Origin of the sequence: Roseovarius sp. W115, from assembly GCF_032842945.2 — a bacterium.
GTDB lineage: Bacteria > Pseudomonadota > Alphaproteobacteria > Rhodobacterales > Rhodobacteraceae > Roseovarius > Roseovarius rhodophyticola.
In genome coordinates, this window is record NZ_CP146606.1 from 1,833,209 (window position 1) to 1,858,345 (window position 25,137).

Consider the following 25,137-nt stretch of genomic DNA (forward strand, 5'->3'; position numbering starts at 1 on the left):
GGGGACAGTGAGTGATTCATGCCAGTCGGCTCTGGAAAGCCCATTTTCGCAGGTGGTTTTGCATTGAGGGTGTGACGCAAGGCTGTCAATGTCGACGCAATGACGACAGTAGTAGAGCTTCCTCTTTGGCTTTTGATCCTGATCCTGCTTTTTGCGGCGGTCACCTTTGCGTCCCATTTTCTCTTCCCATCCGTGCGATGGTTTTTCCGACGACGGATGCAAAAGGCGGTGGCCAAACTCAATACGCGACTGGAACGCCCGATTGAACCGTTCAAGCTGGCGCGGCGTTACGACATGATCCAGCGTTTGATTTATGACCCTGAAGTCAGCGTGGCGATTGCCGAATATGCGCGTAAGAACAACGTGCCGGAAAACGTCGCATTCGAGAAAGCGCGCAGGTATGCGCGAGAGATTGTGCCCAGCTTTTCTGCCACCGCCTATTTCAGTGTGGCCATTCGTGCGGCCAAGGCACTGAGCCTCGCGCTCTATCGCGTGCGGATGGGGCGGTTTCACGACAAGGAACTTGGCAATATTGATCGCGATGCCACTGTGATCTTTGTGATGAACCATCGGTCCAACATGGATTACGTGCTGGTCACTTGGCTGGCCGCCGAGCGTTCCGCTCTCAGCTATGCCGTGGGCGAGTGGGCGCGGGTCTGGCCGCTCAGCCGGCTGATCAAGGCGATGGGCGCCTATTTCATTCGTCGCAAGTCACGCGACTCGCTCTATCGTCGCGTGTTGTCTCGCTATGTTGGTTTGGCCACTGATGGTGGCGTGACACAGGCGGTGTTCCCCGAAGGTGGGCTTAGTCTGGACGGGGCGCTGGCGGAACCCAAGCTTGGTATTTTGAAGTATATCATTGAAGAGCGCTCTGATTTTGAGCGTGACGTGGTGTTTGTTCCTGTGGCGGTCAACTATGATCGGGTGTTTGAAGACAAGATCCTTGTCGAGGCTGGACAGGCGGGGCATCGGCGGTTCGGGGCCAAGATTAGTGTGGTGGCGGGCTTTATCCTTAAACAATTCTGGCTCTGGATCACGCGGCGATATCACCGTCACGGTTACGCCGCAGCTAGCTTCGGTGCACCCGTAAGCTTGTCGGAGTTTCAAAAGAAACACCCCGACGCGCCGGTAGAAGCGCTGGGCGAGGTGTTGATGCAGCGGATTGGTGAGGAAGTGCCCGTGCTGCCGGTGCCGCTGATTGCTTATGCTTTGACGACTGCCGATGGGCCGATGACCCGGGACGCGCTTTGTGCGCGTACAATAGAGTTAACCGAACAGCTCTCACAGGCGCATGTTCATGTGCCGCGTGACGACCTGGACTATGCGGTCGAGGTTGGCACACGAAATCTATTGAAGCGCAACCTGATCAAAGATGGGCCGGATGGCTACATGGTCGTTGAGGCAAAACGCGCGATTTTGTCTTACTATGCAAATTCGATCACACAGTTGTTTCGCTAGTGCAGCACCGTTCGTCCAGATTTTCTGCAATTGCAGGGTTATAAAGTTTCAAAAACCACATTCTAAGCATTGCATTGTTGCGCGACGGGCGATATTTCTCCTTTGATCACCGCGATTCTGCATTGCGGCAATTATTTTGCTAGGGAGGCCAATTATGGCTTTGGATACGGACACCGGCATCGCGCCTTACGAGGCGCCGGAAAAAGACCTTTACGAATTGGGCGAGCTGCCCCCGCTGGGCTACGTGCCCAAGCAGATGTACGCCTGGGCTATTCGCCGTGAGCGCCATGGGGAGCCGGACAAGTCCTTCAAAGTCGAAGTGGTTGATGTCCCCAAGCTTGAAAGCCACGAAGTGCTGGTTCTCGTGATGGCAGCTGGCGTGAACTACAACGGTGTGTGGGCTGGTCTTGGGGAACCCATCAGTCCGTTTGACGGCCACGGGGCCGACTATCACATTGCAGGCTCGGATGCCTCTGGCGTGGTCTGGGCCGTTGGTGACCGCGTTAAGAACTGGAAAGTGGGCGATGAGGTTGTGATTCATTGCAATCAGGACGATGGCAGTGACACGCATTGTAACGGCGGCGACCCGATGTTCAGCCCGACCCAGCGGATCTGGGGTTATGAGACGCCAGATGGCTCGTTCGCACAGTTTACCAACGTGCAAGCGCAACAGTTGATGCGTCGTCCCAAGCACCTGAGCTGGGAAGAAAGCGCGTGCTATACGCTCACGCTGGCGACGGCCTATCGCATGATCTTTGGTCATCATCCGCATGAGCTCAAACCAGGCCAGAACGTGTTGGTATGGGGTGCGTCTGGCGGTTTGGGGTCTTTTGCGATCCAGTTGGCGAACACTGTAGGTGCCAACGCAATCGGTGTGATTTCGGACGAGGACAAGCGCGAGTTTGTCATGAGCTTGGGCGCCAAGGGTGTGATTAACCGCAAGGACTTCAACTGTTGGGGTCAATTACCCAAGGTGAATTCGCCGGAATACAAAGAGTGGTTCACAGAGGCGCGCAAGTTCGGCAAAGCGATCTGGGACATTACCGGCAAGGGCAACAATGTCGACATGGTGTTTGAACACCCCGGCGAAGCGACGTTCCCGATTTCCACGCTGGTGTGCAAAAAGGGCGGCATGGTCGTCATTTGTGCAGGCACCACCGGATTTAATTGCACGTTCGATGTGCGCTACATGTGGATGCATCAGAAGCGATTGCAAGGTTCTCACTTTGCGCATCTGGCGCAAGCCTCTGCAGCGAACCAGCTGGTGATTGAGCGCCGGATTGATCCATGCATGTCCGAAGTGTTCCCGTGGGAAGAAATTCCCGACGCGCATATGAAGATGATGCGCAATGAGCACAAGCCCGGAAACATGGCGGTGTTGGTGCAAGCGCCGCGCACCGGGTTGCGGACTGTGGAAGAAGTGCTTGAGGCGGGTAAATCTTAAGCACCACTGCCTAAAGTTTTATCGAATCAGCCCGCGATGTTGTGTAACGTCGCGGGCTTTTGTTAACGAATTTCGCTGAAAATCAGCGAAACTAAGCGATTTCTTCACCAAACTCGCTATTTCTGGGGAAGGAAAATTCGTGAGTTCGCCTAAAAAAGTGAACATGCTAAGGTTGATTAACCTTTCATTAACCACCGTTAAGGGATGTTTAAGATGCAGAATGAATGGATTCTCGACGTATTAACTGATTTGAGGACCTTCGCGCATCAGAATGGCTTAACCACTCTGGCCGAACATCTTGATGATACGCGTCTGGTCGCGGCGTCGTCTTTGACGTCGACAGGGGAAGGGTTAACGGGGAATGAATGCAGAACCGCCCAGGCGGCTGGACACGATACTAGAGGAGCTGGAACGCGCCTCTGAACCATCGCATCTGCAGGTGATCAGCGAACACCTGCGCGATCTCTTTCGCATCGACCATCTGGTTTATCACTGGGTGAGTGCCGCGGGTGATCAATATGGCTGTGGCACATATGATCCTGCGTGGGTCGAAAGGTATCTTGAAAAGGAATATCTACGCGTCGATCCGGTGATAAAGGGGTGTTACCAGAGGTTTCATCCCGTTGACTGGAAGCGGCTGGATTGGTCAGGCAAACACACCCAGGCGTTTTTGAAAGAAGCGTTGGAGTATGGCCTTGGCAATCAGGGGTATTCTGTGCCGTTGCGCGGCCCAAACGGGCAGTTTGCGCTCTTCACGGTGAACCATCGCTGTGACGACGAAACATGGGATGATTTCACCGAAAAGCATCGCCGGGAGCTGATCCTCTGTGCGAATTACTTTAACCAAAAAGCGCTGGAATTCGAGCCGGATCGCGCGCCGGCGCCAGCGCGACAGTTAAGCCCGCGTGAGGTTGAGGCGCTGACGCTTCTGGCGTTGGGGTATGGTCGTGCTCAAGTGGCCGATACCATGTCGATCTCAGAACACACCTTGCGCGTCTACATCGAGTCGGCTCGTTTCAAACTGGGTGCTACCAACACGGTGCACGCGATTGCCCGGGCGATCAGCCAGGGTTTGATCGTGATTTGATCCACGTTTGTGTCTGCGCAACGCACGGTGGTTGCGTAAGCTGTTAAGTCCTTCTTTCCAAAGCTTGGTTCAACCAACATGGGAGGACCAACATGCTGCGCTACATATACGCCGATGAATTGCATCGGTTTCCGAGACTTCGAGAAGGAATGTTTCGGGACAGGGCCGATCAGTTCAAGTCTCGCCTCGGCTGGGAGGTCGAAGTGGATGCAAACGGGTATGAGCATGACCATTACGACACGCTCAATCCGCTTTATGTGATTTGGGAAGGGTCAGATGGACGGCATGGCGGATCAATGCGCTTTTTGCCTACCACTGGCCAGACAATGATCAACGATCACTTTCAGCATCTCCTGGGCGGTGGCACCATCGAAAGCCCGCTGATCTGGGAATGCACGCGGTTTTGTCTTGCGCGGGGTGCCGAAAGCCGTGTCGCCGCGGCGCTCATGCTGGGAGGCGGAGAGTTGATGCGCCACTTTGGAGTGCGCCATTTTGCGGGGGTTTTCGATGCACGGATGGTGCGGATTTACCGGGTGATCGGATCGTCACCAGAGATACTTGGCAGTGACGGCGAGGGGCGCGACCAAATCAGCGTTGGACTTTGGGAGTTTACCGAAGATGCGCGCGCTCAGGTGGCCAAGCGAGCCAACGTGACGTCAGAGCTATCTGAACTTTGGTTCAGGCGCAGTTTTGGTGATGCTGAAATCGCCTTTGCGCAATCTGCTTGAAGCGGCTTTCGCTGGCACCTGGACAGAGGCGGTTGTAGGGTCGGCGCATGTCGACCCTTGCCCCCGTATTCTCTGATGACCAGGCTGAAGCGCATGATCGCATTTCAGAGGTTCTGCGCGAGGTGGGCGTGGATCTGGACGATGCGATCCTGACCCCACCACGAGAGGGAAAATCCTCGGTTATGGCGGTTGTGGGCAAGGCGGGGTCTGGCAAGACCTTGTTGCTTGCCGAGCTCTATCGCGCGCTGGAAGAGGCGGGGGTTGATGTTGTTTCAGGAGATTGGGAAGGGCGTCGGCGCAAGGACCGTCGCACATTGGCGATACTGGCTCCAACCAACAAAGCCGCCAGCGTGTTGCGCATGCGTGGTGTTCCCGCCACGACCATTCATCGCATCCTCTATACGCCGGTTTACGACCCGGAGTATGAACGCATCGCCGCCTGGCTTTCCGGGCAAGGAGAGCGGCCCGAGATCGAAGGCTTGACCGACGAGGCGTTGGATCGCGCGCATACGTTTTTCCAAAGCCACAAGTCCATACCCGGTGCGCTGGCGGCGGCTGGGCTGCGCGGGTCGGACTTCATCACCGGATGGAAGCGGCGCGAAGATCCTCTTGATATTGGGTTTATTGATGAGGCCTCGATGCTGGATGACAAGCAGTTCGAGGACCTCAAGGACATCTTTCCAACCCTATTGCTTTTTGGGGACCCCGCGCAGCTTGCGCCAGTGAATCAATCCGGTGCGATGGTTTTTGACGGGTTGCCTGCTCCGGCTACGCTGAGCCTGAGCCGGGTGCACAGGCAGGATGCGGACAATCCGATCTTGGATTTGGCGCATGCCTTGTCTGATTCTGAAGTTGGGTTCGAAGAGTTTGAGCGTCTGGTTGAGACGACAGCCGGCAAAGATGATCGCGTCGTCTGGGCGAACAGGGTAGAGGTGGACCTCATGGCCCGCAGTCCGGTGTTGGTCTGGCGTAATGCGACGCGCATTCGTCTGATCAATGCATTTCGGTCGGTACATGGTGCGCCGGAGACCGAGCTTCTGGAAGGTGAGCCGCTAATTTGTGACGGGATTGAACTGCCGCTCAAACACCGTAAGAAGCGGCTCGATCTTGAAGCGCGCGGTCTGATCAAAGGGGCGCAGGTGATCTATCTTGGACCGGGGCGCAAACCGGGTTTTTCCCGTTTGCATGTGATGGGAGCCGAGGATCCGCGCGTGTCTGCCGCGTCAATTGTGAAGATTGAAAAACCCGACGAAGAGGAACCGTTCATCCCATTTGCAGCGCGTATGGGGGCCACTTTTTTGCACGGCGCGGCAGTGACCATTCACAAGGCGCAAGGCAGTCAGTGGCCCGATGTACAGGTTTTTGCGCCTGACCTGTATGCGGCTGCGCGTATGGGCAGGACTGAAGCCGGTCAGCCGCTTTGGAAGCGGTTGGCCTATGTGGCGATCACGCGGGCCGAGGAACGGCTGCATTGGGTGGTGCGCAACCGAATTGCCAAGCCTACAGGCAGTTTGCGTGTGGATGATTTGAAAGCAGCGCCCGTGCCGTTGGAATTGGAGGTCGAGACATGAAGAGCATTCTGATCACCGGGGCCAGCTCCGGCATTGGGCGCGCAACAGCAGAAGAATTTCTTAAGGCAGGATGGCGTGTGGGATGTGTGGCGCGGCGCGCGGAGAAGCTGGATGAGATCACGTCATCCCATAAGGCGGCTATCGCTCTGCCTGCGGATGTGACCGATATGGCTGCAATGCAGGATGTTTTCACGACTTTTGTCGCCTCGGTTGGTCGGATTGATGCCGTGTTCAACAACGCCGGGATGTTTGGTCCTTCCACCTCTCCGGATGAGGTGAGCCTTGATGCCTTTGATCAAGTCATCAATGTCAATGTGCGGGGCATGTTCATCACCGCCAAACTCGCCTTTGCACAGATGCGTGCGCAGGATCCCCAAGGCGGGCGGATTATCAATAACGGTTCGCTCTCGGCCCACAACCCGCGTCCCGGCTCTATTTGCTACACAACCTCGAAGCACGCTGTGACTGGTATGACGCGATCCATTTCTCTTGATGGGCGGCCCTTCAACATCGCCTGTGGGCAAATCGACATTGGCAATGCACGTACCGAGTTGGTCGAAGATCTGAATGCCCGTATTCTGGCCGAAAACCCCGATGCGACGCTGATGCCGATGATGGATGTGGGTGATGCCGCGCGGTCTGTTTTGCACATGGCCAGCCTGCCTTTGGAGGCCAATGTGCAATTCATGACGGTTCTGGCCACCACCATGCCCTATATCGGACGCGGCTGAATTCGCTTGATTTACCCCAAGTTTGCAGCAAGGCTGATGCTATGACCGTTCAGACACCCGTTCCTTTTTCGAGCTTCAAGGGACCAGAGCAGGTTGCCTTTCACAGAACAGAGCTTTCCGTGATCCTGTCCGTCTATGGGCGCATGGTGGCCGCTGGCGAATGGCGCGACTATGGGATTTCCTCGCTCAAGGACGTAGCGATCTTCTCAGTCTTCCGCCGCACGGCGGAACATCCTTTGTACCGGATTGAAAAACGGCCAAAGCTGCGTGGGCGGCAAGGTCAGTACGCCGTCATCGGTATGGATGGGCAGATCCTGAAACGCGGATCTGATTTGCGGACCGTGCTGCGTGTGCTTGAGCGCAAGCTTATCCGAGCCATCGACTAAAGCGAGAATGACATGACGACGCTGCCCGATTTTCGGCTTGAGACGCATTTTGCCAAATGGGAGTTCAAGGCGCGCTACCACATGACCGCCTCGGATGCAGAAAGCATGTCGCTGGATACGTTGTTGGAGATGGCCACGCCTGAAGACCGAGACGCGTTTGAGACAATGTGGCTTGGCTATACCGAAACCTTTGGTGCACCTGAACTGCGCGATGAGATTGCCGGGACATATGTTGGGCAAAACTCTGAAAACATTTTGTGCTTTGCTGGCGCCAGCGAAGGCATTTTTGCCGCCAACACAGTGCTTTTGGATCGTGACAGCCATGCAATTGTGGTCACGCCGAACTACCAGTCGCATGAAACCCTGCCAATTGCGATTTGCGAGGCCACGGGAGTACCACTTGACCCCGAAGATGGCTGGTCCTTGGACATTGACCGCATTGCGGCAGCTATTCGGCCTAATACGCGTTTGGTGACGATCAATTTCCCGCACAATCCAACAGGCACAATCCTGCCTTTGGATCGCTACGAGGCGCTGATCGCGCTGTGTCGCAAGCACGGCATCTACATTCTGCATGACGAGATTTTCAATGGGTTAGGACCCAGCGATGCGATGCATCTTCCGTTCATCGCGGATGTTTATGAGCGTGGTCTGTCGCTCGGGGTGATGTCGAAATCCTATGGGCTCCCTGGATTGCGCATTGGGTGGATTGCCAGTCAGGACAAAGATGTGCTGTCCCGGATGGAGCGGCTCAAGCATTACCTGTCGATCTGCAATTCCGGGCCGAGTGAGCAATTGGCGCGTATTGCCTTGAAAAACCGAGATCAGATTTTGGCGCGCAACTGCGCCATCGTGGACGAAAACCTGCCAAAATGGGAGGCGTTCTTTGCGCGGTTTCCGAACTTGTTTGAATGGCAGCGGCCCGACGGCTCTTGCATGGCCTTTCCACGCTACAGGGGCGCAGAGGGTGTAGAGGCGTTTGCGCGATCATTGGTGGAAGAGGCGGGTGTCCTGCTTTTGCCAAGCACGATCTACAGCTCGGAGCTTGGACCGACCCCGACCGACCGTTTTCGCCTTGGCTTTGGCCGCAGCGGCCTGGACGAAGGGCTGGCGGCGATGGAAGCGCATATCATGGCGAATACAAAAAACTGATACGACAGGGCGCTTGCCATGCCGGAAAAGAGCCACATGACGTGGGATGCGATCATCCTGGGCGCTGGGGGTGCCGGACTTTTGGCCGCCGCGACGGCTGGTCAGGCGGGGGCACGCGTTTTGCTGTTGGACCACGCCGACAAGGCTGGCAAGAAAATCCTGATTTCAGGCGGCGGGCGGTGCAACTTCACTAACACAGGGTGTGAGGCCAGTTGTTTTCTTTCCGAAAATCCCCATTTCGCGAAATCTGCGCTGAGCCGGTATACCCAATGGGATTTTCTGGCGCTGATCGAAAGCTATGGCATTGCCTGGCACGAGAAAACCTTGGGACAACTTTTTTGTGATGGCTCCGCGCGGCAAGTTGTTGCGATGTTGCTGGAGGAATGCGCGAAAGGGAAGGTTGATGTGCGCCTGTCCACGCAGATCAGTGAGATTGCCCATCACGATGGTCTTTTTCATGTTGCAGGCGAACGCGGACGTAACTTGGTGATTGCCACCGGTGGTCCTTCTATTCCCAAGATGGGGGCGACCGGCATCGCCTATGACATTGCCCGACAATTTGGCGTGCCAGTAGTCACGCCGCGACCGGCATTGGTGCCGCTTACTTTGGGTGAGACAGACCGGTATTTTAAAGACATCTCAGGTGTGGCAGTGCCCGCCATTGCGTCGGTAGAAGGCGCGCAGTTCGAAGAGGCGGCACTGTTCACACATCGTGGTTTATCTGGTCCATCGATTTTGCAAATATCCTCCTATTGGTCACCGGGCCAGCCTATCTGGCTCAACCTGTTGCCGGATGCGCATGCAGTGTTGAAAGAGGCCAAGGCGCAAATGCCAAAGGCGCACATGAAAGCAGCATTGGCAGAGCACGTGCCAAAGCGGCTGGCCGAAGCGTTACATAACCTCCTTGGGATCACCAAAGAGCTTGCTAATGTTCCGGATGCTGCCCTTGAGGCGGCAGCCAACAGGTTAACACATCTGCAGTTTCATCCGACCGGAACAGAAGGCTATGCCAAAGCCGAGGTGACAGCAGGCGGCATTGATACTGGTGCCTTGTCTTCAAAAACCATGGAAGTCAAAGCTGTGCCGGGACTTTTTGCCATTGGTGAGGCTATAGATGTCACCGGGTGGCTCGGAGGGTACAATTTCCAATGGGCGTGGTCGTCGGCAGTTGCTGCAGGCACTGAAATTGGGGATCGGGCCACCCGTGCTTGAGCCAAGTAAAAGAGCCGTGGGTTTTAAACCACGGCTCTCTCTGGGTTCTGAATGTTCGCGTTATTGGTCGTCGCCGAGCGCTGAAAGGCCCTTGAGGATGTCTATGGCGTAGGCCAGCTGATAGTCTTCTTCGCGCAGTTTGGCGACTTCTTCGGCCTTCGCACGCTCTTCTTCAATCTGACGAATTTCGTCTTCGCTCAGGCTGTCATTGCCCAGGCTACCGCGCAGGTCCGCCTCAGAGCGTGAACGGCGGTTTGTGTCCTCTTCCTCGTCTTCATTCGCACGGGAGCGAGGCTGTTCAACAACAATGTCCGGGCTGACGCCCAAAGCCTGAATGGATCGACCCGACGGAGTGTAGTAGCGCGCCGTGGTCAGGCGCATCGCGCCGTCACCACGCAGGGGCATCACTGTCTGAACCGAACCTTTACCAAAACTCTTGGTGCCGACGACCACCGCGCGGCGATGATCCTGCAGTGCACCGGCGACAATCTCGGATGCACTGGCGGAGCCGCCATTGATCAGCACCACGATTGGTTTGCCTTCTGCGAGATCGCCGGGTGTTGCGTTGAACCGTTCACCATCCTCTGGATTGCGGCCCCGCGTGCTGACGATTTCACCTTTTTCAAGAAAGGCGTCCGAGACTTGGATCGCCTGTGTCAGCAAACCGCCAGGGTTATTGCGCAGATCCAGTACAATGCCGGCGACGCTCTCTTCGCCCCCGGCTTCTTCGATCTGTTCGGCCAAGCCACTTTCAAGGTTCTTGTAGGTCTGATCATTAAATGTCGTCACCCGCAGAACCACGGTGTCCCGTTCGGTGCGTGCACGAACCGCCGTTAGCTTGATCGTGTCGCGGATGATCGAGACGTCGAAAGGCTCAGTTTCACCTTCACGCACGACGGTAATAACGATCTCGCTGCCCACGGGACCACGCATGAGCTCGACCGCCTCGTTCAGGTTCAGTCCCAGAACGCTTTCGCCGTCTACATGCGTGATGAAGTCACCGGACTCGATACCGGCGCTTTCTGCCGGGGTGCCGTCAATAGGCGAGACCACTTTGACAAAGCCCTCTTCCAAGGTCACCTCGATGCCAAGTCCGCCAAACTCGCCCCGTGTTTGCACACGCATATCGGCGGCGTCATCTGGGCTGAGGTAACTGGAGTGCGGATCAAGCGATGTGAGCATGCCGTTGATGGCTGCTTCGATAAGGTCGCTTTCCTCTACTTCCTCGACATATTGAGCACGGATGCGTTCGAAAATATCACCGAAAAGGTCAAGCTGTTCATAGACATTTGATGTTTTCGCAGCTTCCTGAGCCAGAAGCGGCGCGGCCACCTGGGTTGTCACAACGCCTCCGGTGAGGGTACCAACAGCCGCAGCCAATAGGAATTTCTTCATCGGGTTTCTATCCTTCATCAGTCAGGAACCACGTCTCTGGGTCGACGGGTGTGTTGTCTTCTCGTATCTCAATATAGAGGGTTTGACTTCGTTCGGCACCCGCGTCTTTGCCATTTTCGATCAACAGAGCGTCAGATTCTGTATCCTCACCCCCCATAAGACCCACGGGGCTGCCTCCGGGCAAAACCTCGCCTGCTGCTCCATAGACCACATCGAGACCCGCAAACACCAGCAGAATTCCCGCCTCAGGCTCAAGGATGACGACATTTCCGTAGTCCAGCAACGGGCCTCTATAGCGCAACGTAGCGGGCGCAGGCAGCGTGACAAGCGCACCGGGGCGGGTTGCGACGACAATTCCAGGGCGCGAAATACCTGCAGCATCTCGTTCATTGGCTCTGCGCAGCACACGTCCATCCACCGGAAGCGCAAGTTCCCCCTTGCGGTCGGAGATCGTTGGCAAAGACCCTGGCACTTCATTCACAGCGGTCCCGGCAAGCCCGCTTGCAAAACCTTCAAGGGTTTCAGATGACGCCAGAAGCAGAGCAGTTTTGACAGGATCTTCCGCGAAACGGCGCGGCAAATCAGTACGGTCAGCGACCGCTTTGCTGAGTTCAGATCTTGCCGTTTGTGCGCCTTGCAATCCTTCTCGCAAAGTCTCGACAGCGCTTTCCTGGAGCTGGCGGAGGACGGTGACTTCCTCCAAGCGCTCACGAAGCTCTTTCGCCCGCAGATCCAGGGCCGGGGCAACATCCGAGAGGATCATCCCAGACCGTGCTGTGCCCACAGGACCGGACGGGTGCAAAAGGACCACCGGACCCCGCGTCTGCCCAATGCTTTGCAGCACGCCCAGCAACTGGCCGATTTCAGCATCCCGCGATTGCAATTCACGGGACAAGGTTTCTTCGCGGATACTCGCCCGCCGCAAGCCTTCGCGCATCGCCTGCAACCCGTCTTCATAGGCGTGAATTGTTTCCGTCAGTGCCTTGACCCGATTGCGCGCGTTCTCAGCGTCGTTCAACATAGATGACGCACGGCCAAGACGTTGTGCCGCTTCTCGCGCAGCCTCGGCAGGATCTGTCTCGGCCCAGACCAAAGTCGCACTTAAGAGCGCAGCGCCGAGACCTGCAATCAGTCCGCGCATATCAAAAGGCTCTCACCAGTCATTTCGGGTGGTTTCGGCAACTGCATCAGTTCCAGCACACTAGGTGCAAGATCCGCCAGGCGCCCACCATCCCGCAGCTTTACACCATCTGGTCCGCCGACCAGGATCACCGGCACCAGGTTTGTGGTATGTGCCGTATGCGGCTCACCTGTGACCGGGTCGACCATGGTCTCACAATTCCCGTGGTCGGCCGTAATGATCATCGCGCCCCCTGTCTGCTCGAGCGTCCGAAGAACTTGCGCTATCCCTTGATCAACAGCTTCACAAGCTTTCATAGCTGCCTCAAGATCACCCGTATGGCCGACCATATCAGGGTTAGCGTAGTTCACCACAATCAGATCGTATTGCGCATTGATGGCTTCGATCAGGTGCCGTGTCACGTCCGCCGCCGACATCTCGGGTTGCAAATCATAAGTGGCAACTTTGGGTGACGGGGCGACATAACGATCCTCGCCCTTTTCTGGCGCTTCGCGACCACCGGCCAGAAAGAACGTCACATGGGGGTATTTCTCAGTTTCTGCTGTATGAAACTGAGTTCTGCCATGCTGCGCCACCCATGAACTTAGCGTGTTAACTGGCTGCTCATCGGGAAAGATGCAGTCCATATATGCGCTATGTTTGCGTGAATACTCTGTAAAACCGCTAATCGCTGCAAACTTCGGGCGCGGTCCTGTGGAAAAATGTGAAAACTCTGGATCGGCGAAGGCCGCCAGGATTTCGCGGGCTCGGTCAGCGCGGAAATTGAGGCACAGTATGCCATCGCCGTCGGTCATGCCCTCATAGTCCCCCAGCACGCGGGGTTTGATGAACTCATCCGTGCGTCCCTTGGCATAGGCATTGTCAATGGCATCTGAGGCTGTTTGCGCCGTGTATCCCTGCCCCAAGGCCAGCGCCTCATAAGCAAGTTGCACACGGTCCCATCGATTGTCCCGGTCCATGGCGTAGTAGCGTCCTGAAACGGTGGCAACCCGAGCGCCCATCGGCAAGGCGGCGCGCAAGGCTTCGAGATAGATCTTGGCAGAGATAGGCGCCACATCCCGCCCATCGGTAAAGGCATGCAATGCGACTGGGATGCCATGTTTGGTCAACGCGTTGGCCGTGGCAATCATATGACCGATATGCGAATGCACGCCCCCATCGGAAAGCACGCCCAAAACATGCGCCGTGCCGCCAGAGGTCTTGAGCTTGTCAATAAAACGCAGGATGCCCGGCAGTTCGCCAAAAGTGCCGGTCTCAATCGCGCGGTCGATGCGGCGCAGGTCCATTTCAATCACGCGACCGGCACCGATATTCAGGTGCCCCACTTCGGAATTGCCCATTTGCCCATCAGGTAGGCCCACATCATGCCCATGCGTGCGGAGCGTGGCATTGGGACACGTCGCGAACAAACGATCCATGGTTGGTGTGTTTGCCAAGACCGGCGCGTTGGCCTCACGTTCTTCGCGCAGGCCCCAGCCATCAAGAATACACAAGATAACGGGTTTGGGTGTGCTCATCGTTACTCCTGCCACTTGGCCTGCGTTCTAGCCGGTCTTTTGCAGTACGTGAACCGGTTTTCTTGACGCTAACTCCACAGCCTTCGGTAAGGCTGTTTTCAAGACAATGAAAGGAAGGTTTTCAGTTTCTTTCTTGTCACAAATACCCATGTCAGACGCGGTGGTACGGTGCACCAGAGAGGATTGAGGCCGCGCGGTAGAGTTGTTCGCTAAGCATCACGCGGGCCAGCATATGCGGCCAGACCATTTTGCCAAAAGACAGTGCGAAATCTGCTGTCTGACGCAAAGCAGGGTCGATCCCGTCAGCACCGCCAATGACAAAAGCTACATCTGCGTGTCCGTCGTCGCGCCAATTGGCGAGAGTGTCGGCAAATTGAGGAGATGTCATGAGTTTGCCGCGTTCATCCAGCACGGCCAGCTGAACTCGGTCCGGAAACGTCCGGCGCAGTAGATCCGCCTCGGCCTTCATGCCGCCGCCTTTTTTGTCTTCCACTTCGTGTAGAATGACCGGGCCTAGTCCGAGAGGTCGCCCGGTTCTTTCAAACCGGGTAATATATTCATCCAATAAATCGCGTTGGGGGCCTTGCCGCATGCGGCCCACCGCACAGATGTGAATGCGCATTCAGCTTTCGACAGCGGCTGTCTTGTCACCGGGCAGCCACATCTTCTCAAGCTGATAGAACTCCCGCACTTCGGGTCGGAAGATGTGAACAATGACATCGCCAGTGTCAATCAATACCCAGTCGCCGGCATCTTTGCCCTCAATTTTGGTCAGAACACCGAGCTCCGTTTTCAGACGATCGGCCAGCTTTTCAGCAATAGACGTGACCTGCCGCGTAGACCGACCCGTACACACAATCATGAAATCGCCGATGGCAGATTTTCCTCGCAGATCAATCTGCACGATGTCTTCGGCCTTGTCTTCACTGAGAGACGTCAAGATGCGCGCCAGCTGCGTTTCGCTGTCTGCGACTGTTTTGGGCGCCGTCACAGCCGCGCCCGACCCTGCGGTGTTTGCCGCATCAACTGTAAGAGACAGGACATTGTCCTCCTTCTTTGCACACCGATCCGCCCCGGTGCCGGGCATAAGGCAAACGTAGCAATGCAAAAGTGACATTTCAATGAAAGGATCAAGGCATCTGGCGAGATGTGATCATGCAGAGACAGGCGGTGTATCTTCGTCGCCCAACAAACGAACTTCGCGCTGCGGGAAGGGAATAGAGATATCGTGTTCCTGAAACGCGTCCCAAAGCGCCAGATAGACATTGCCGCGAATATTGGTGAGACCACCTGTCGGGTCACTGATCCAGAAGCGCAGTATGTAATCAACGCTGCTGTCGCCGAACCCCACGATATGACAGACAGGCGCTTTGAAGCTTAGGACACGGTCCACGCCTTTGGCTGCCTCGATTGCGATCCGGCGCACCTCGTGGGGATCACATCCATAGGACGTTCCAAAGTAGATATCGAGCCGGACGTAGTCATTGGAGTGAGACCAGTTCACCACCTGACCCGTGATCAAGTCCTCGTTGGGGATGAGGTATTCGCGGCCATCTCGGGTGACAACACTGACATAGCGGGCACCCAGGGAATTGATCCAGCCAAAGGTTTCTCCAAGGCTGATCACGTCGCCGGGTTTGATGGATTTGTCGAGCAGGATGATCACACCCGAGACAAGGTTTGAGACGACCTTCTGAAGCCCGAAACCCAGACCTACACCAATCGCACCTGAGAGCACGGCAAGCCCGGTCAGATCCACACCAACGGCCTTCAGGCCGATGAAGAAGGCCGCTCCGTAAAGCAGGACTTGCAGAAACTTGACCGCGAGCACCTGCATCGAGGGCGAGATGTCTTTGTTGTTCTTGATGCGTGATGCAGACGTGGTCGAAATGAACCGAGCGAGGAACATCAGTGTAGCAATGACCACAAGGGCCTGAAGCACCAACCAGACCGACAAACGCACACCGCCAAGCTCTAGCGCGGCACTGTCCAGAAGGGTGCGCACTTCGTCGGACAGATCAAGGATCACGACTGTGGCCCATGCCCAGCCGAGATAGCGGACGACGCCTCGTACGAACGCGTTGCTGATCAGGCGCGTCAGGATCGCGATGACAAGCCAAGCGCTGGCCAGACCGGCGATGATGCTGAGGATATAACTTCGACTTGGCCAGGTGACTTCTTGCATGATCCACACGACCGGCCAGATCAAAATGACGAAGAAAATCAACGTCAAGCGCCGATGAAGTAAAACGAGAAAGCGCATGCGCCATTTGGGCCAGCCTTCGCGCGTGCGCATCCAGTCGTGCAGTCGCGGACCGAACAGTTTTGTCAGGCAATAGGCCAGAACCAATAGCCCTAGGGCGATACCAATCTGATAAGCATTCCAGGGACGCAACAGGCCATAGACGAAGTCGACACCCTGAGACCATAGGTCAAGTGCAACTTCCTTGGCCTCTTCAGTGCCCGCCGTTTCAACAACAGCGCCAGTGACTTCTGCGGGCGAGGCAACCTCGGCTTGAGAAGATGTTTCTTCTTCCATGATGTCACTGTGACATGCTGTTCGGAAGCCGACAAGGTGGGGCTGGACAGATGTGGGCAAAGCGATAGGGTGCGCACGTCAATCTCAATAAGGCACACCGCACATGACCACGGCCCTGATCACGCATGGCAGCAGTTTGTCGCATGTCACACCGGATGGACATCCTGAGCGTGTTGCACGGCTGGAGCATCTTTTGCCTGCGATGGAAGCCAAGGACTTGTTGCGAGTGGATGCGCCGGAGGCGACCGATGAGGATTTAAGGCTATGCCACCCGCAAGACTACATTGACCGGATAAAAAGCGCAGGGCCTGCTCAAGGGTTTAACCAACTCGACGCCGATACCTGGATGTCACCCGGTTCTGTCAGTGCCGCGCTTCATGCAGCCGGTGGCGCGGTAAGGGCTGTAGATATGGTTCTGTCTGGTGATGCGACAAATGCCTTTGTCGCTATGCGCCCGCCGGGCCATCATGCCGAAACCGAAACGCCAATGGGTTTTTGTTTTTTCGGAAACGTTGCGATTGCCGCCAAACATGCCTTGGAACGCCATGGTCTGTCACGCGTGGCAGTTGTTGATTTTGATGTCCATCACGGCAATGGCACGCAGGATCTTTTGCGATCCGAAGCGCGCACGCTTTTTGTCTCCTCCCATCAAATGCCACTCTGGCCTGGGTCTGGAGCTGCGAGCGAGACCGGCGATCACAATAACATTCTGAACATTCCGCTTGCCCCGGGTACTGGTGGGTCAGGATTTCGGCAAGCCTATGAAGGGGCTGTATTTCCCGCACTGGATGACTTCAAGCCGGAGTTGTTGATCATCTCGGCGGGTTTCGATGCGCACGCAGATGATCCATTGGCCAATCTGAATTTTCTGGAAGAAGATTTTGCCTGGGTCACGCGCAGGCTCTGTCAGATTGCAAATACCCATGCCGAGAGCCGCGTCGTATCCTGTCTGGAAGGGGGTACGACCTTCGCGCGCTATCGGCCAGCGCAGCGGTTCATGTCGATGAGTTGATTGCGGCAGGTGCGTAGGCGCGGGGGTTATTCCGCCGCATATCGTGTGCGCTCAGCGCTTTCTTGTAACAGCCAGCGTATCACGACATCGCTTTCCGCACGACGCCGCTCGTCCCGCTTTTGCAACAAGTAGTATCCCGACTGCGTGCGCACATGCTCGGTTCTCAGGGGTCTCACCAAACTACCTGCGCGCAAATGATGATCCACCAGATGGCCCCAGCCAAGGGCAATGCCCAACCCATCAATCGCAGCCTGTATGGCCAAAGGATAGGTGTTTACATATGTCGAATGCCTCACACTGTCAGGGTCTGCGCCCTTGCTGGACAACCAGGTCTGCCAGTTAAGCCATTCGGTGTGGTTATTGCTCACCTCAATCAGCGCGTGACTGGTCAGTTCGTCAACTGATTTGATGTTAATATGGTTGTCGAGATAGCCAGGTGCGCAGACCGGATAAACCGTTTCGCCAAACAGAAGCTTTGCGTCATATCCAGGCCACTCCCCATCGCCGCGCAAAATCGCAAGATCGACGTCTTCAGAAAGGCATTCCGAATCGAGATCTGAGGCCAGAAGACTTATGGTCACGTTACGATTGGCTTGCCGGAACTTGCGCAGGCGGGGCATTAACCAGAGGGATGCAACAGAGTTCGTCGCCGCCATGCGCACGGTACTGCGACCCCGTTCACTCAGCATGCCTGCCGACACACGTTCCAGCGTTTTGAGTGCGGGCGTGATTCCATTCAGTAGTTTGCGACCCTGTTCGGTGAGCGTGACGGATCTGTGTCCTCGCACAAACAATGCACATTTATAGTGTTGTTCCAAAAGGCGAATCTTACGGCTGACAGCGGTTTCGCTGACGTTGAGCTGCTTGGCGGCTGCGGCAAAGCTCTCAAGTTCGGCCGCCACTTCGAAGGCCAATAAATAGTCTAGTCGTGGCAAGGCAGCCCGATTTTTGAGCATCCAGTTTGATTCCTAATCTCCCGCAGTAAAAGTCTATGCTTGTATCGAGATTTTGCCAAACATTTTGTTGGGCAAGGCGCGCGGAATTTATATTCAGAAATTGCTGCATCGTTTGCCATACTCAGCCTTGTTGAAAGAGATGCTCCGCCCGCAAAGAGGCGCGCAGACACCAAACCAACTGGGAGTTAACATGAAAACGAAGTTTATTATGTCCGCGGCCGCGATGGCCCTGGCTTCTGCAACCGCGAGTTTCGCGGCAGACGACAGCGCGGATCCAATCGTCATTCCAATCCACAATTGGTCGAGCCAGATTGTGATGAGCCACGCCGTGGGACAGATTTTTGAATCCATGGGCAATAACGTGGAATTCGTCACAACCGACAGCCAGGCTGTCTATGAATCGGTTCGCCTTGGTGACGTGACGCTGGAACTGGAAGTCTGGGAAGGCGCCTTTGGGCAGTCTTTCCGCACAGCCCTTGAAAAAGGTGGCCTGCATGACGCGGGTGATCACGATGCGGTGACGCGCGAAGACTGGTGGTATCCGATGTGGACGAAGGATGCATGCCCGGGCCTGCCAAGCTGGGAAGCCCTGAACGAGTGCGCCGCTCTCTTCGCCACGGCGGAAACCGGCGACAAGGGCCGCTATCTTGACGGGCCAGTGGACTGGCTCAAGCACGGCAAAGAACGCGTGGAAGCGCTTGGCATGGACTTTGTTGTGGTGAACGCGGGTTCTGCGGCGGCACTCTGGGCTGAAATCGCAGCGGCTGAGGCTGACAAGCGTCCCGTGGTTGTCTTCAACTGGACGCCAAACTTTGCCGAAGCCGTCTGGCCGGGTGAATTTGTCGAATTTCCTGCATGGGAAGACGGCTGTGACACGGATCCTTCCAAAGGTCCAAACCCGGATGCGCTTTTTGATTGCGGCAACCCAGCGGATGGGTACCTCAAGAAAGCTGCTTGGGACGGCATGAAAGACAAGTGGCCAAATGCCTACGAAGTGCTGACCAAGATTTCGTTCACCAACGCTCAGATCGCCGAAATGGCGCGTCTGGTTGACATCGAAGAGATGGAGCCAGAAGAGGCTGCTGAAGAATGGTTGGGCGCAAACGAAGACGTCTGGAAAGGCTGGCTGCCAGAAGGCGCAAGCTGATCTAGCTGACTGAGTATCACCCCTGTCTGGTCTTCGGATCTGGCAGGGGTCTTTTGTCTAGGGGCCAAGATACCCGCTGGCCCAATTGAAATTTAACACAAGAGACCAACCGCCCAATGACCGATGCCCCTGTCATTTCCTGTCGTAATGCGTGGAAACTGTTTGGCCCGAACCCCAAGCAATACCTCGCCCAAATGTCGCCTGGGCGCAGCTATGAGGATATCCGGGCGGACGGCTATATTGCTGGCGTCAAGGATGTGACGGTGGATGTGGGCCGGGGTGAGATGCTTGTCATTATGGGCCTTTCCGGATCGGGCAAATCCACTCTGGTGCGCTGCCTGTCGCGTCTGCATGACATCACGGGCGGCACGATTGAGGTCGAAGGGCAGGACATCATGGCCCTGCCTGAGAAAGAGTTGATTGAACTCCGGCGCTCGAAAATGGGCATGGTGTTTCAGTCATTCGGTTTGCTGCCGCACCGGACGGTTCTTGAAAACATAGCGTTTCCTTTGGAAATGCGCGGCCAAGACAGACACACGCGTCGCGAACGGGCTCTGGAGGTCATCAACCTTGTGGGTCTGGAGGGCCGTGAAGACTATTTCCCTCGGGAACTCTCAGGCGGCCAGCAACAGCGTGTCGGCATTGCCCGAAGTCTTGCGATTGAACCCGACATCTGGTTCCTGGACGAGCCGTTTTCGGCACTTGACCCGCTTATTCGTCGCGAGATGCAGGACGAATTCCTGCGTCTTCAGGAGATGCTGGGAAAGACCATTGTCTTTATCACCCATGACTTTGATGAGGCCCTGCGCCTGGCCGACCGGATTGCGATCATGAAGGACGGCGCAGTTGAGCAGTGTGATACGCCTGACAAGATCGTTCTCGACCCGCAAACGCCGTATGTTCGCAAGTTTACAGAGGAGATCGAAAAGGCGCGCGTGGTGCACGCGAATGTTTTGGCCGGGCCGGTAAATGGCGCGGAGATCATTGGAGAGCCCGTCCCCGGCCACCACACGATCCAGCAACTGGCCCGTCAGTTGGTGAATGATCAAAGAGATCAACTTCCAGTGGCGGACAAAGATGGCAAGATCACGGGGATCATGCCACGCCAAAAGGCACTGGATCTCCTCTTGGGGGATGCGTCTGATGGCTGACATCGCCACAAGCTCCGATCCTACGGCAACCGCGCAACGTGGCACTGGCCTGCGCGCGATGCTTGAGGATCAGACAGTGGCGCGTCGCGTGTTCTGGGGGCTTCTTGGTGTCGCGGCACTTCTCACGGTTTTGCGGCCATGGCTGCCTGACGGGATGGTGCGAATACCCGAGGTACTCTTGCTGCCGTGGCGGGATTGGATTGATGCGGCGTTTCAACTCATCGCGTTTGACCTTGGGTTTATCCACGTCACCCGGTTCCTGAGCGGCATTCTGGAATTTGTTCTCGATGCAGTGGCCAACATTCTCTATGGCCGCGCCCGCTGGCCGCGGTTTGAAGCAGTACCATGGACGGTTGTTGCATCTGGCGCTGCCATTCTGGGTTATGCGTTGGGTGGTTGGCGCCTGGCGCTGCTCGCGGGCGGAACATTTGTCTGGGCCGCCCTGATTGGTCAGTGGAAATGGACCATGGAAACCATGAGCGTGATCGTGGTCGCGGCGCCGCTTGGGTTTGTCATTGGCGGTCTGGTTGGTATCTGGTGCTGGAAGTCCAAACGCGTGGAAGACACCGTGAAACCCCTGCTACTTGTGATGCAGGTGATGCCGTTCTTCTCGTATCTTCTGCCCGCCGTCATCTTCTTCAAAGTTGGACCAACAGCAGCGACCGTGGCTACGGTTGCCTATTCTTTGCCACCGATGATCCTCATGACCACATTGGGTCTCAAGAAAGTGTCCCCTGAAGTTGTTGAAGCCGGGAAAATGGCCGGTTGTTCACGCTGGCAGATGCTTCGCTATGTTTACCTGCCTTCCGCGCGCACAGAGATCCTTGTAGGCCTCAATCAGGTCATCATGCTCTGCCTTGCAATGGTTGTTCTGACTGCGGCTATCGGGATGCCAGGCCTTGGAGCCAAGCTTCTGGAAGCGATGGGGTCGTTCAAGCTGGGCCGGTCTTTTGAGATCGGTGTGACCATCGTTCTTTTGGCGGTGGTTCTGGACCGTCTGTCGAAGGCCTGGGTGGTCAAACAGCCTGAGCATTATGAAAAAGGCACGCCTTGGTGGCAGCGAAACTTCCTGCCATTGTTGGGCGTTGCAGCCTTTGTTCTGTTCCTCGTTTTGTCGCGCATGGCTTCTGGCATGGATCCTGTGCCATTGGTGGTGTCCCCGATGTCAGAATTCAACCTGCCAACCTGGATTGCCGGTGTCGCAGACGAAGTTCATCGCAAGGAATCTCTGTCCCAAGGACGAGAATTCGACCAATCGATCAAGGCATTCCTGGCTCTGGATTGGCTCCAGGCAATCACCTACGCCATTCGCTTTGTCGTGAACAACTATTTCCTTGTCCCGACGGAGAAGGCGCTACTCTTTTTGCCGACGCTGTCTGTCATCCTTGCTGTCACCGCCATTGCCTATCGTCTCGGCGGCGTGACGCCGGGCATCTTGGCTTTTGTCTTCTTTTGCATTGTCGCTCAGCTGGGGTATTGGGACCGTGCCATGCTCACACTGCACTCCGTGTTCATGGCGACGTTCATCGCGCTCGCCTTTGGTGTGCCGATGGCGATTTTTGCGGTGCGCAAGGAGAAGCGTGCCAGGTTCATGATCCTGCTTTGTGACACGTTCCAGACGTTTCCGTCTTACGTCTACCTGCTTCCCGCGGTCATGCTCTTTGGCATCTCGCCTGTGACTGTGATCATCTCGATCCTGATTTACACAATGGTCCCCGTTGTCAGGTACACGGTTGAAGGCTTGCGCAACGTGCCGCCGGAACTTACCGAAGCGGCGGATATGTCCGGTGCGACGCGCTGGCAGAAGCTGACCAAGGTGCAGTTGCCGCTGGCGATGCCGACCATAGCGGTGGGTCTCAACCAAGCACTCGTCTTTGCCTTCTTCATGGTGATCATCGCCGAATTCATCGGCACGCGAGACTTGGGACAAGAGATGCGCCGGACGCTCGCGGGCACCAATCTGGGGTGGAACTTCGTCCTTGGCTTCTCGGTGGTGTTCATGGCGTTGACCTTTGACATCGCGATCAACGCCTGGGCCGAGAAACGGCGCAAAATTCTGGGGCTCGCCTGATGCAAGGTCCCGCCACATATCCGGAGGTGCGGCGATGAACGTGACCCCGATTTTTGAAACGCCATATGAGCGCGCAGGGATTATCACACCTGGTTTGCCAATACTGCCGCATGGCACTGAACGGCATCCGATCCCCGGCGGCGGATCGCGCGCTGTACCGATTTACAAGGGCGATGAGATCAGTGTGCTTGATTTCGAAGGCCTGCAGCCCGGAGAGTTGGTGTTTTTCACGCCGGATGGCAAGTCAGACCCTGGTCGCCTTGGGGCATCAAGCCATGGAAGACCGGATGGTGTGATTTCTGTTTTGGACAATGGCTCGCCCTCCGGTGCGAAAGTGGCTGGCGCGCTAGACAAAGCTGGCTTCAGATTGGGCGACGCGCAATGCGTCCGTATCTTCCCGGAGGGATCAAAGCCGGGTGATATGGCGACGTTTTTTGCCGAGTGCGATGGCCTTTTGATTGTGGCTGCGCCTGGCAGTCCGATGAACCCGGCGGAGCAAACACCAGCGACGGATCTCATCCTTTACATTCGCCGCGCCAATCCGAGCCATGCTAAGGGAGGGCATACTCCCCCTGATCCGTTGGCTAACCCGTTGGTAGATATCAACATTCAGCCCGGCAACGCAAAAAGCTATGAGGTCAAGAAAGGCCAGTTCATTCAGGTTCTTGACGTGCAGGGCCGTGAGTGCTCGGATTTTCAGGCGTTCTCGCTGCGGAGCCTTGACGCCGGACTCGAGCGCGAAATCGACCCAACCACCACCCGCACATTGATGGGGTCGCTCTATCCGCAACCGGGCATCTTCTCGAAATACTGGAACGTCGATCAGGAACCGTTGGTCGAGATCGTACAAGACACCTGTGGGCGCCATGATACGTTCGGCCTTGCCTGCACGGCGCGGTACTACGAGGAATTGGGATATCCCGGGCATATCAACTGCTCGGACAATATGAACAAAGACCTCCAGCAATACGGCATCCGTCCACGCGGCGGCTGGCCTGCAATCAACTTCTTCTTCAACACGATGCTGGATGAGACCAATGCACTTGGAATGGATGATCCATGGTCTCGCCCCGGGGATTACGTGCTGATGCGCGCCCTCACTGACCTGATCTGTATTTCCTCAGCCTGTCCCTGCGATGTGGACGAAGCTAACGGCTGGAACCCGACAGATATTCAGGTTCGCACCTATCCTGAGACCAATTCTTTCAGCCGCTCGATCGGCTATCGCAAATCACCGGAGGCCCACTTGGAACACACCAAAGAAACCGGGTTCCATAACTGCTTTGCCCGGCACACACGGGATTTCGTGGAATACAACGGCTATTGGCTGCCCAATTCTTTCCCATCGCACGGGTCTGTCGGCGAATACTGGGCCTGTCGCGAAAAAGCCGCGATCATGGATCTTTCGCCTTTGCGCAAGTACGAGGTCACCGGGCCGGATGCTGAAGAGTTGATGCAGTATTGCGTGACGCGCAACGTAAAGAAACTCGCCGTCGGTCAACTGACCTATACAGCAATCTGCTACGAGCATGGTGGCATGATTGATGATGGCACACTCTTCCGCATGGGTGAAAACGCCTATCGCTGGATTGGTGGCAATGACACATCTGGGCTTTGGATCCGTGAGCAAGCCGAAAAATTGGGGCTCAACGCCTGGGTTCGCAATTCGACAGATCAGCTTCACAATGTTGCCGTGCAAGGCCCACTCAGCCGGGACATCCTGAAAGAGGTGCTTTGGACTGCGCCGGCCAACCCAACGGTGGAGGAGCTGGGCATGTTCCGCTTCACACCCGCGCGGCTTGGGGATTTTGATGGAACTGCCGTCGTGCTGGGGCGCGCGGGCTATTCCGGGGAACTGGGCTACGAGGTCTTCTGCCATCCCAAGGATGCAGAAGAGGTGTTTGATGCCATCTGGAAGGCTGGAGAGCCGATGGGCCTGGCACCCTTGGGCCTTGCCGCGCTCGATATGATCCGCATTGAGGCGGGTCTTATCTTTGCTGGATCTGAGTTTGACGATCAAACCGATCCTTTCGAGGCGGGCATAGGCTTTACCGTCCCTCTCAAGTCCAAGAATGACGACTTCATCGGCCGTGCTGCGTTGGAAGAGCGCAAGGCACATCCGCACCGCAAACTGGTTGGGTTGGAACTGGATGGTGGACTTGTGGCAAGCCCCGGTGATTGTGTTCGCGTTGGCAAGGCGCAAGTGGGCGAAGTCACATCCGCTGTGAAATCCCCAATACTGGGGAAGAACATCGCATTGGCGAGAGTCTCTGTCACCCACGCTGAACTTGGAACTGAGATCGAAGTTGGGCAGCTTGATGGATTGCAAAAACGTCTCAAAGCGAAAGTTGTGGCTTATCCGCATTTCGATCCAACGAAAGAGCGGGTGAAGGGAAACTACGGATAAAATCCACTCTATGTGGTCCTGATGCCTGTCCA

Annotated in this window: 20 protein-coding genes and 1 pseudogene; 14 read left to right on the forward strand and 7 right to left on the reverse strand. The window is 56.2% G+C overall.

Translation table 11 applies throughout. The annotated features are described in order from the left end of the window. Window positions 1-99 precede the first annotated feature (99 nt). From RZS32_RS09265 to RZS32_RS09305, 9 genes are all read left to right on the forward strand, one after another. On the forward strand, window positions 100-1,458 hold the full coding sequence (locus tag RZS32_RS09265) for a 1-acyl-sn-glycerol-3-phosphate acyltransferase (protein WP_317056698.1): 1,359 nt from the start codon (window positions 100-102) through the stop codon (window positions 1,456-1,458). Window positions 1,459-1,612: 154 nt separating this feature from the next. Next, window positions 1,613-2,902, forward strand: a complete 1,290-nt coding sequence (gene ccrA, locus RZS32_RS09270) for a crotonyl-CoA carboxylase/reductase (protein ID WP_317056699.1) — start codon at window positions 1,613-1,615, stop codon at window positions 2,900-2,902. A 361-nt stretch (window positions 2,903-3,263) separates the two neighbouring features. Next, complete coding sequence (locus RZS32_RS09275; protein WP_317056700.1) at window positions 3,264-3,989, forward strand: helix-turn-helix transcriptional regulator; 726 nt, start codon at window positions 3,264-3,266, stop codon at window positions 3,987-3,989. Window positions 3,990-4,081: 92 nt separating this feature from the next. After that, complete coding sequence (locus tag RZS32_RS09280) at window positions 4,082-4,717, forward strand: acyl-homoserine-lactone synthase (RefSeq protein WP_317056701.1); 636 nt, start codon at window positions 4,082-4,084, stop codon at window positions 4,715-4,717. 47 nt (window positions 4,718-4,764) lie between these two features. Further along, a complete protein-coding gene (locus RZS32_RS09285; RefSeq protein WP_317056702.1) occupies window positions 4,765-6,288 on the forward strand; it encodes an ATP-dependent DNA helicase in 1,524 nt (507 codons plus the stop codon). Continuing rightward, window positions 6,285-7,019 (forward strand): SDR family oxidoreductase, encoded by a 735-nt coding sequence (locus RZS32_RS09290; RefSeq protein ID WP_317056703.1) that lies wholly within the window; start codon window positions 6,285-6,287, stop codon window positions 7,017-7,019. The genes RZS32_RS09285 and RZS32_RS09290 overlap by 4 nt, the downstream gene beginning before the upstream one ends. Window positions 7,020-7,060: 41 nt before the next feature. Continuing rightward, entirely contained in the window at window positions 7,061-7,405 is a 345-nt protein-coding gene (locus RZS32_RS09295; protein WP_317056704.1) for a DUF2794 domain-containing protein, read from the forward strand. 12 nt (window positions 7,406-7,417) lie between these two features. Further along, window positions 7,418-8,557: a pyridoxal phosphate-dependent aminotransferase gene (locus RZS32_RS09300; protein WP_317056705.1), complete on the forward strand. Its 1,140-nt coding sequence runs from the start codon at window positions 7,418-7,420 to the stop codon at window positions 8,555-8,557. Between the two features lie 36 nt (window positions 8,558-8,593). After that, entirely contained in the window at window positions 8,594-9,769 is a 1,176-nt protein-coding gene (locus RZS32_RS09305) for an NAD(P)/FAD-dependent oxidoreductase (protein WP_317056706.1), read from the forward strand. A 60-nt stretch (window positions 9,770-9,829) separates the two neighbouring features. Here the strand turns inward: RZS32_RS09305 and RZS32_RS09310 are convergent, their stop codons facing one another. The 6 genes from RZS32_RS09310 to RZS32_RS09335 form a co-directional block, all read right to left on the reverse strand. Then, window positions 9,830-11,164 carry a S41 family peptidase gene (locus tag RZS32_RS09310; protein WP_317056707.1) on the reverse strand — a complete coding sequence of 445 codons (1,335 nt, stop codon included), beginning with the start codon at window positions 11,162-11,164 and terminating at the stop codon, window positions 9,830-9,832. Between the two features lie 7 nt (window positions 11,165-11,171). Continuing rightward, the gene (locus RZS32_RS09315; protein WP_317056708.1) at window positions 11,172-12,305 is read right to left on the reverse strand and encodes a murein hydrolase activator EnvC family protein; all 1,134 of its coding nucleotides are present in this window, start codon (window positions 12,303-12,305) and stop codon (window positions 11,172-11,174) included. Further along, on the reverse strand, window positions 12,293-13,822 hold the full coding sequence (gpmI, locus tag RZS32_RS09320; RefSeq protein ID WP_317056709.1) for a 2,3-bisphosphoglycerate-independent phosphoglycerate mutase: 1,530 nt from the start codon (window positions 13,820-13,822) through the stop codon (window positions 12,293-12,295). Before gpmI ends, RZS32_RS09315 begins: the two co-directional genes overlap by 13 nt. Window positions 13,823-13,973: 151 nt before the next feature. Beyond that, window positions 13,974-14,444, reverse strand: coding sequence for a 23S rRNA (pseudouridine(1915)-N(3))-methyltransferase RlmH (gene rlmH / locus RZS32_RS09325; RefSeq protein WP_317056710.1), 471 nt, complete (start codon window positions 14,442-14,444; stop codon window positions 13,974-13,976). Next, a complete protein-coding gene (gene rsfS / locus RZS32_RS09330) occupies window positions 14,445-14,909 on the reverse strand; it encodes a ribosome silencing factor (protein WP_317056711.1) in 465 nt (154 codons plus the stop codon). 66 nt (window positions 14,910-14,975) lie between these two features. Next, window positions 14,976-16,361: a mechanosensitive ion channel family protein gene (locus RZS32_RS09335; RefSeq protein ID WP_317056712.1), complete on the reverse strand. Its 1,386-nt coding sequence runs from the start codon at window positions 16,359-16,361 to the stop codon at window positions 14,976-14,978. A 103-nt stretch (window positions 16,362-16,464) separates the two neighbouring features. On the opposite strand from RZS32_RS09335, the pseudogene RZS32_RS09340 reads away from it, so the two are divergent. After that, window positions 16,465-17,390: pseudogene (locus RZS32_RS09340) on the forward strand (histone deacetylase family protein). A 9-nt stretch (window positions 17,391-17,399) separates the two neighbouring features. Here RZS32_RS09340 and RZS32_RS09345 read toward each other — a convergent pair. Beyond that, window positions 17,400-18,329, reverse strand: a complete 930-nt coding sequence (locus RZS32_RS09345; protein WP_317056713.1) for a LysR substrate-binding domain-containing protein — start codon at window positions 18,327-18,329, stop codon at window positions 17,400-17,402. Window positions 18,330-18,537: 208 nt separating this feature from the next. On the opposite strand from RZS32_RS09345, the gene RZS32_RS09350 reads away from it, so the two are divergent. From RZS32_RS09350 to RZS32_RS09365, 4 genes are all read left to right on the forward strand, one after another. Next, entirely contained in the window at window positions 18,538-19,476 is a 939-nt protein-coding gene (locus RZS32_RS09350) for an ABC transporter substrate-binding protein (RefSeq protein ID WP_422395966.1), read from the forward strand. 116 nt (window positions 19,477-19,592) lie between these two features. Beyond that, window positions 19,593-20,627, forward strand: a complete 1,035-nt coding sequence (locus RZS32_RS09355) for a quaternary amine ABC transporter ATP-binding protein (RefSeq protein WP_317056715.1) — start codon at window positions 19,593-19,595, stop codon at window positions 20,625-20,627. Beyond that, window positions 20,620-22,698, forward strand: a complete 2,079-nt coding sequence (locus tag RZS32_RS09360; protein WP_317056716.1) for an ABC transporter permease — start codon at window positions 20,620-20,622, stop codon at window positions 22,696-22,698. Before RZS32_RS09355 ends, RZS32_RS09360 begins: the two co-directional genes overlap by 8 nt. Window positions 22,699-22,732: 34 nt before the next feature. After that, window positions 22,733-25,105 (forward strand): DUF1989 domain-containing protein, encoded by a 2,373-nt coding sequence (locus RZS32_RS09365; RefSeq protein ID WP_317056717.1) that lies wholly within the window; start codon window positions 22,733-22,735, stop codon window positions 25,103-25,105. Window positions 25,106-25,137: the final 32 nt, after the last annotated feature.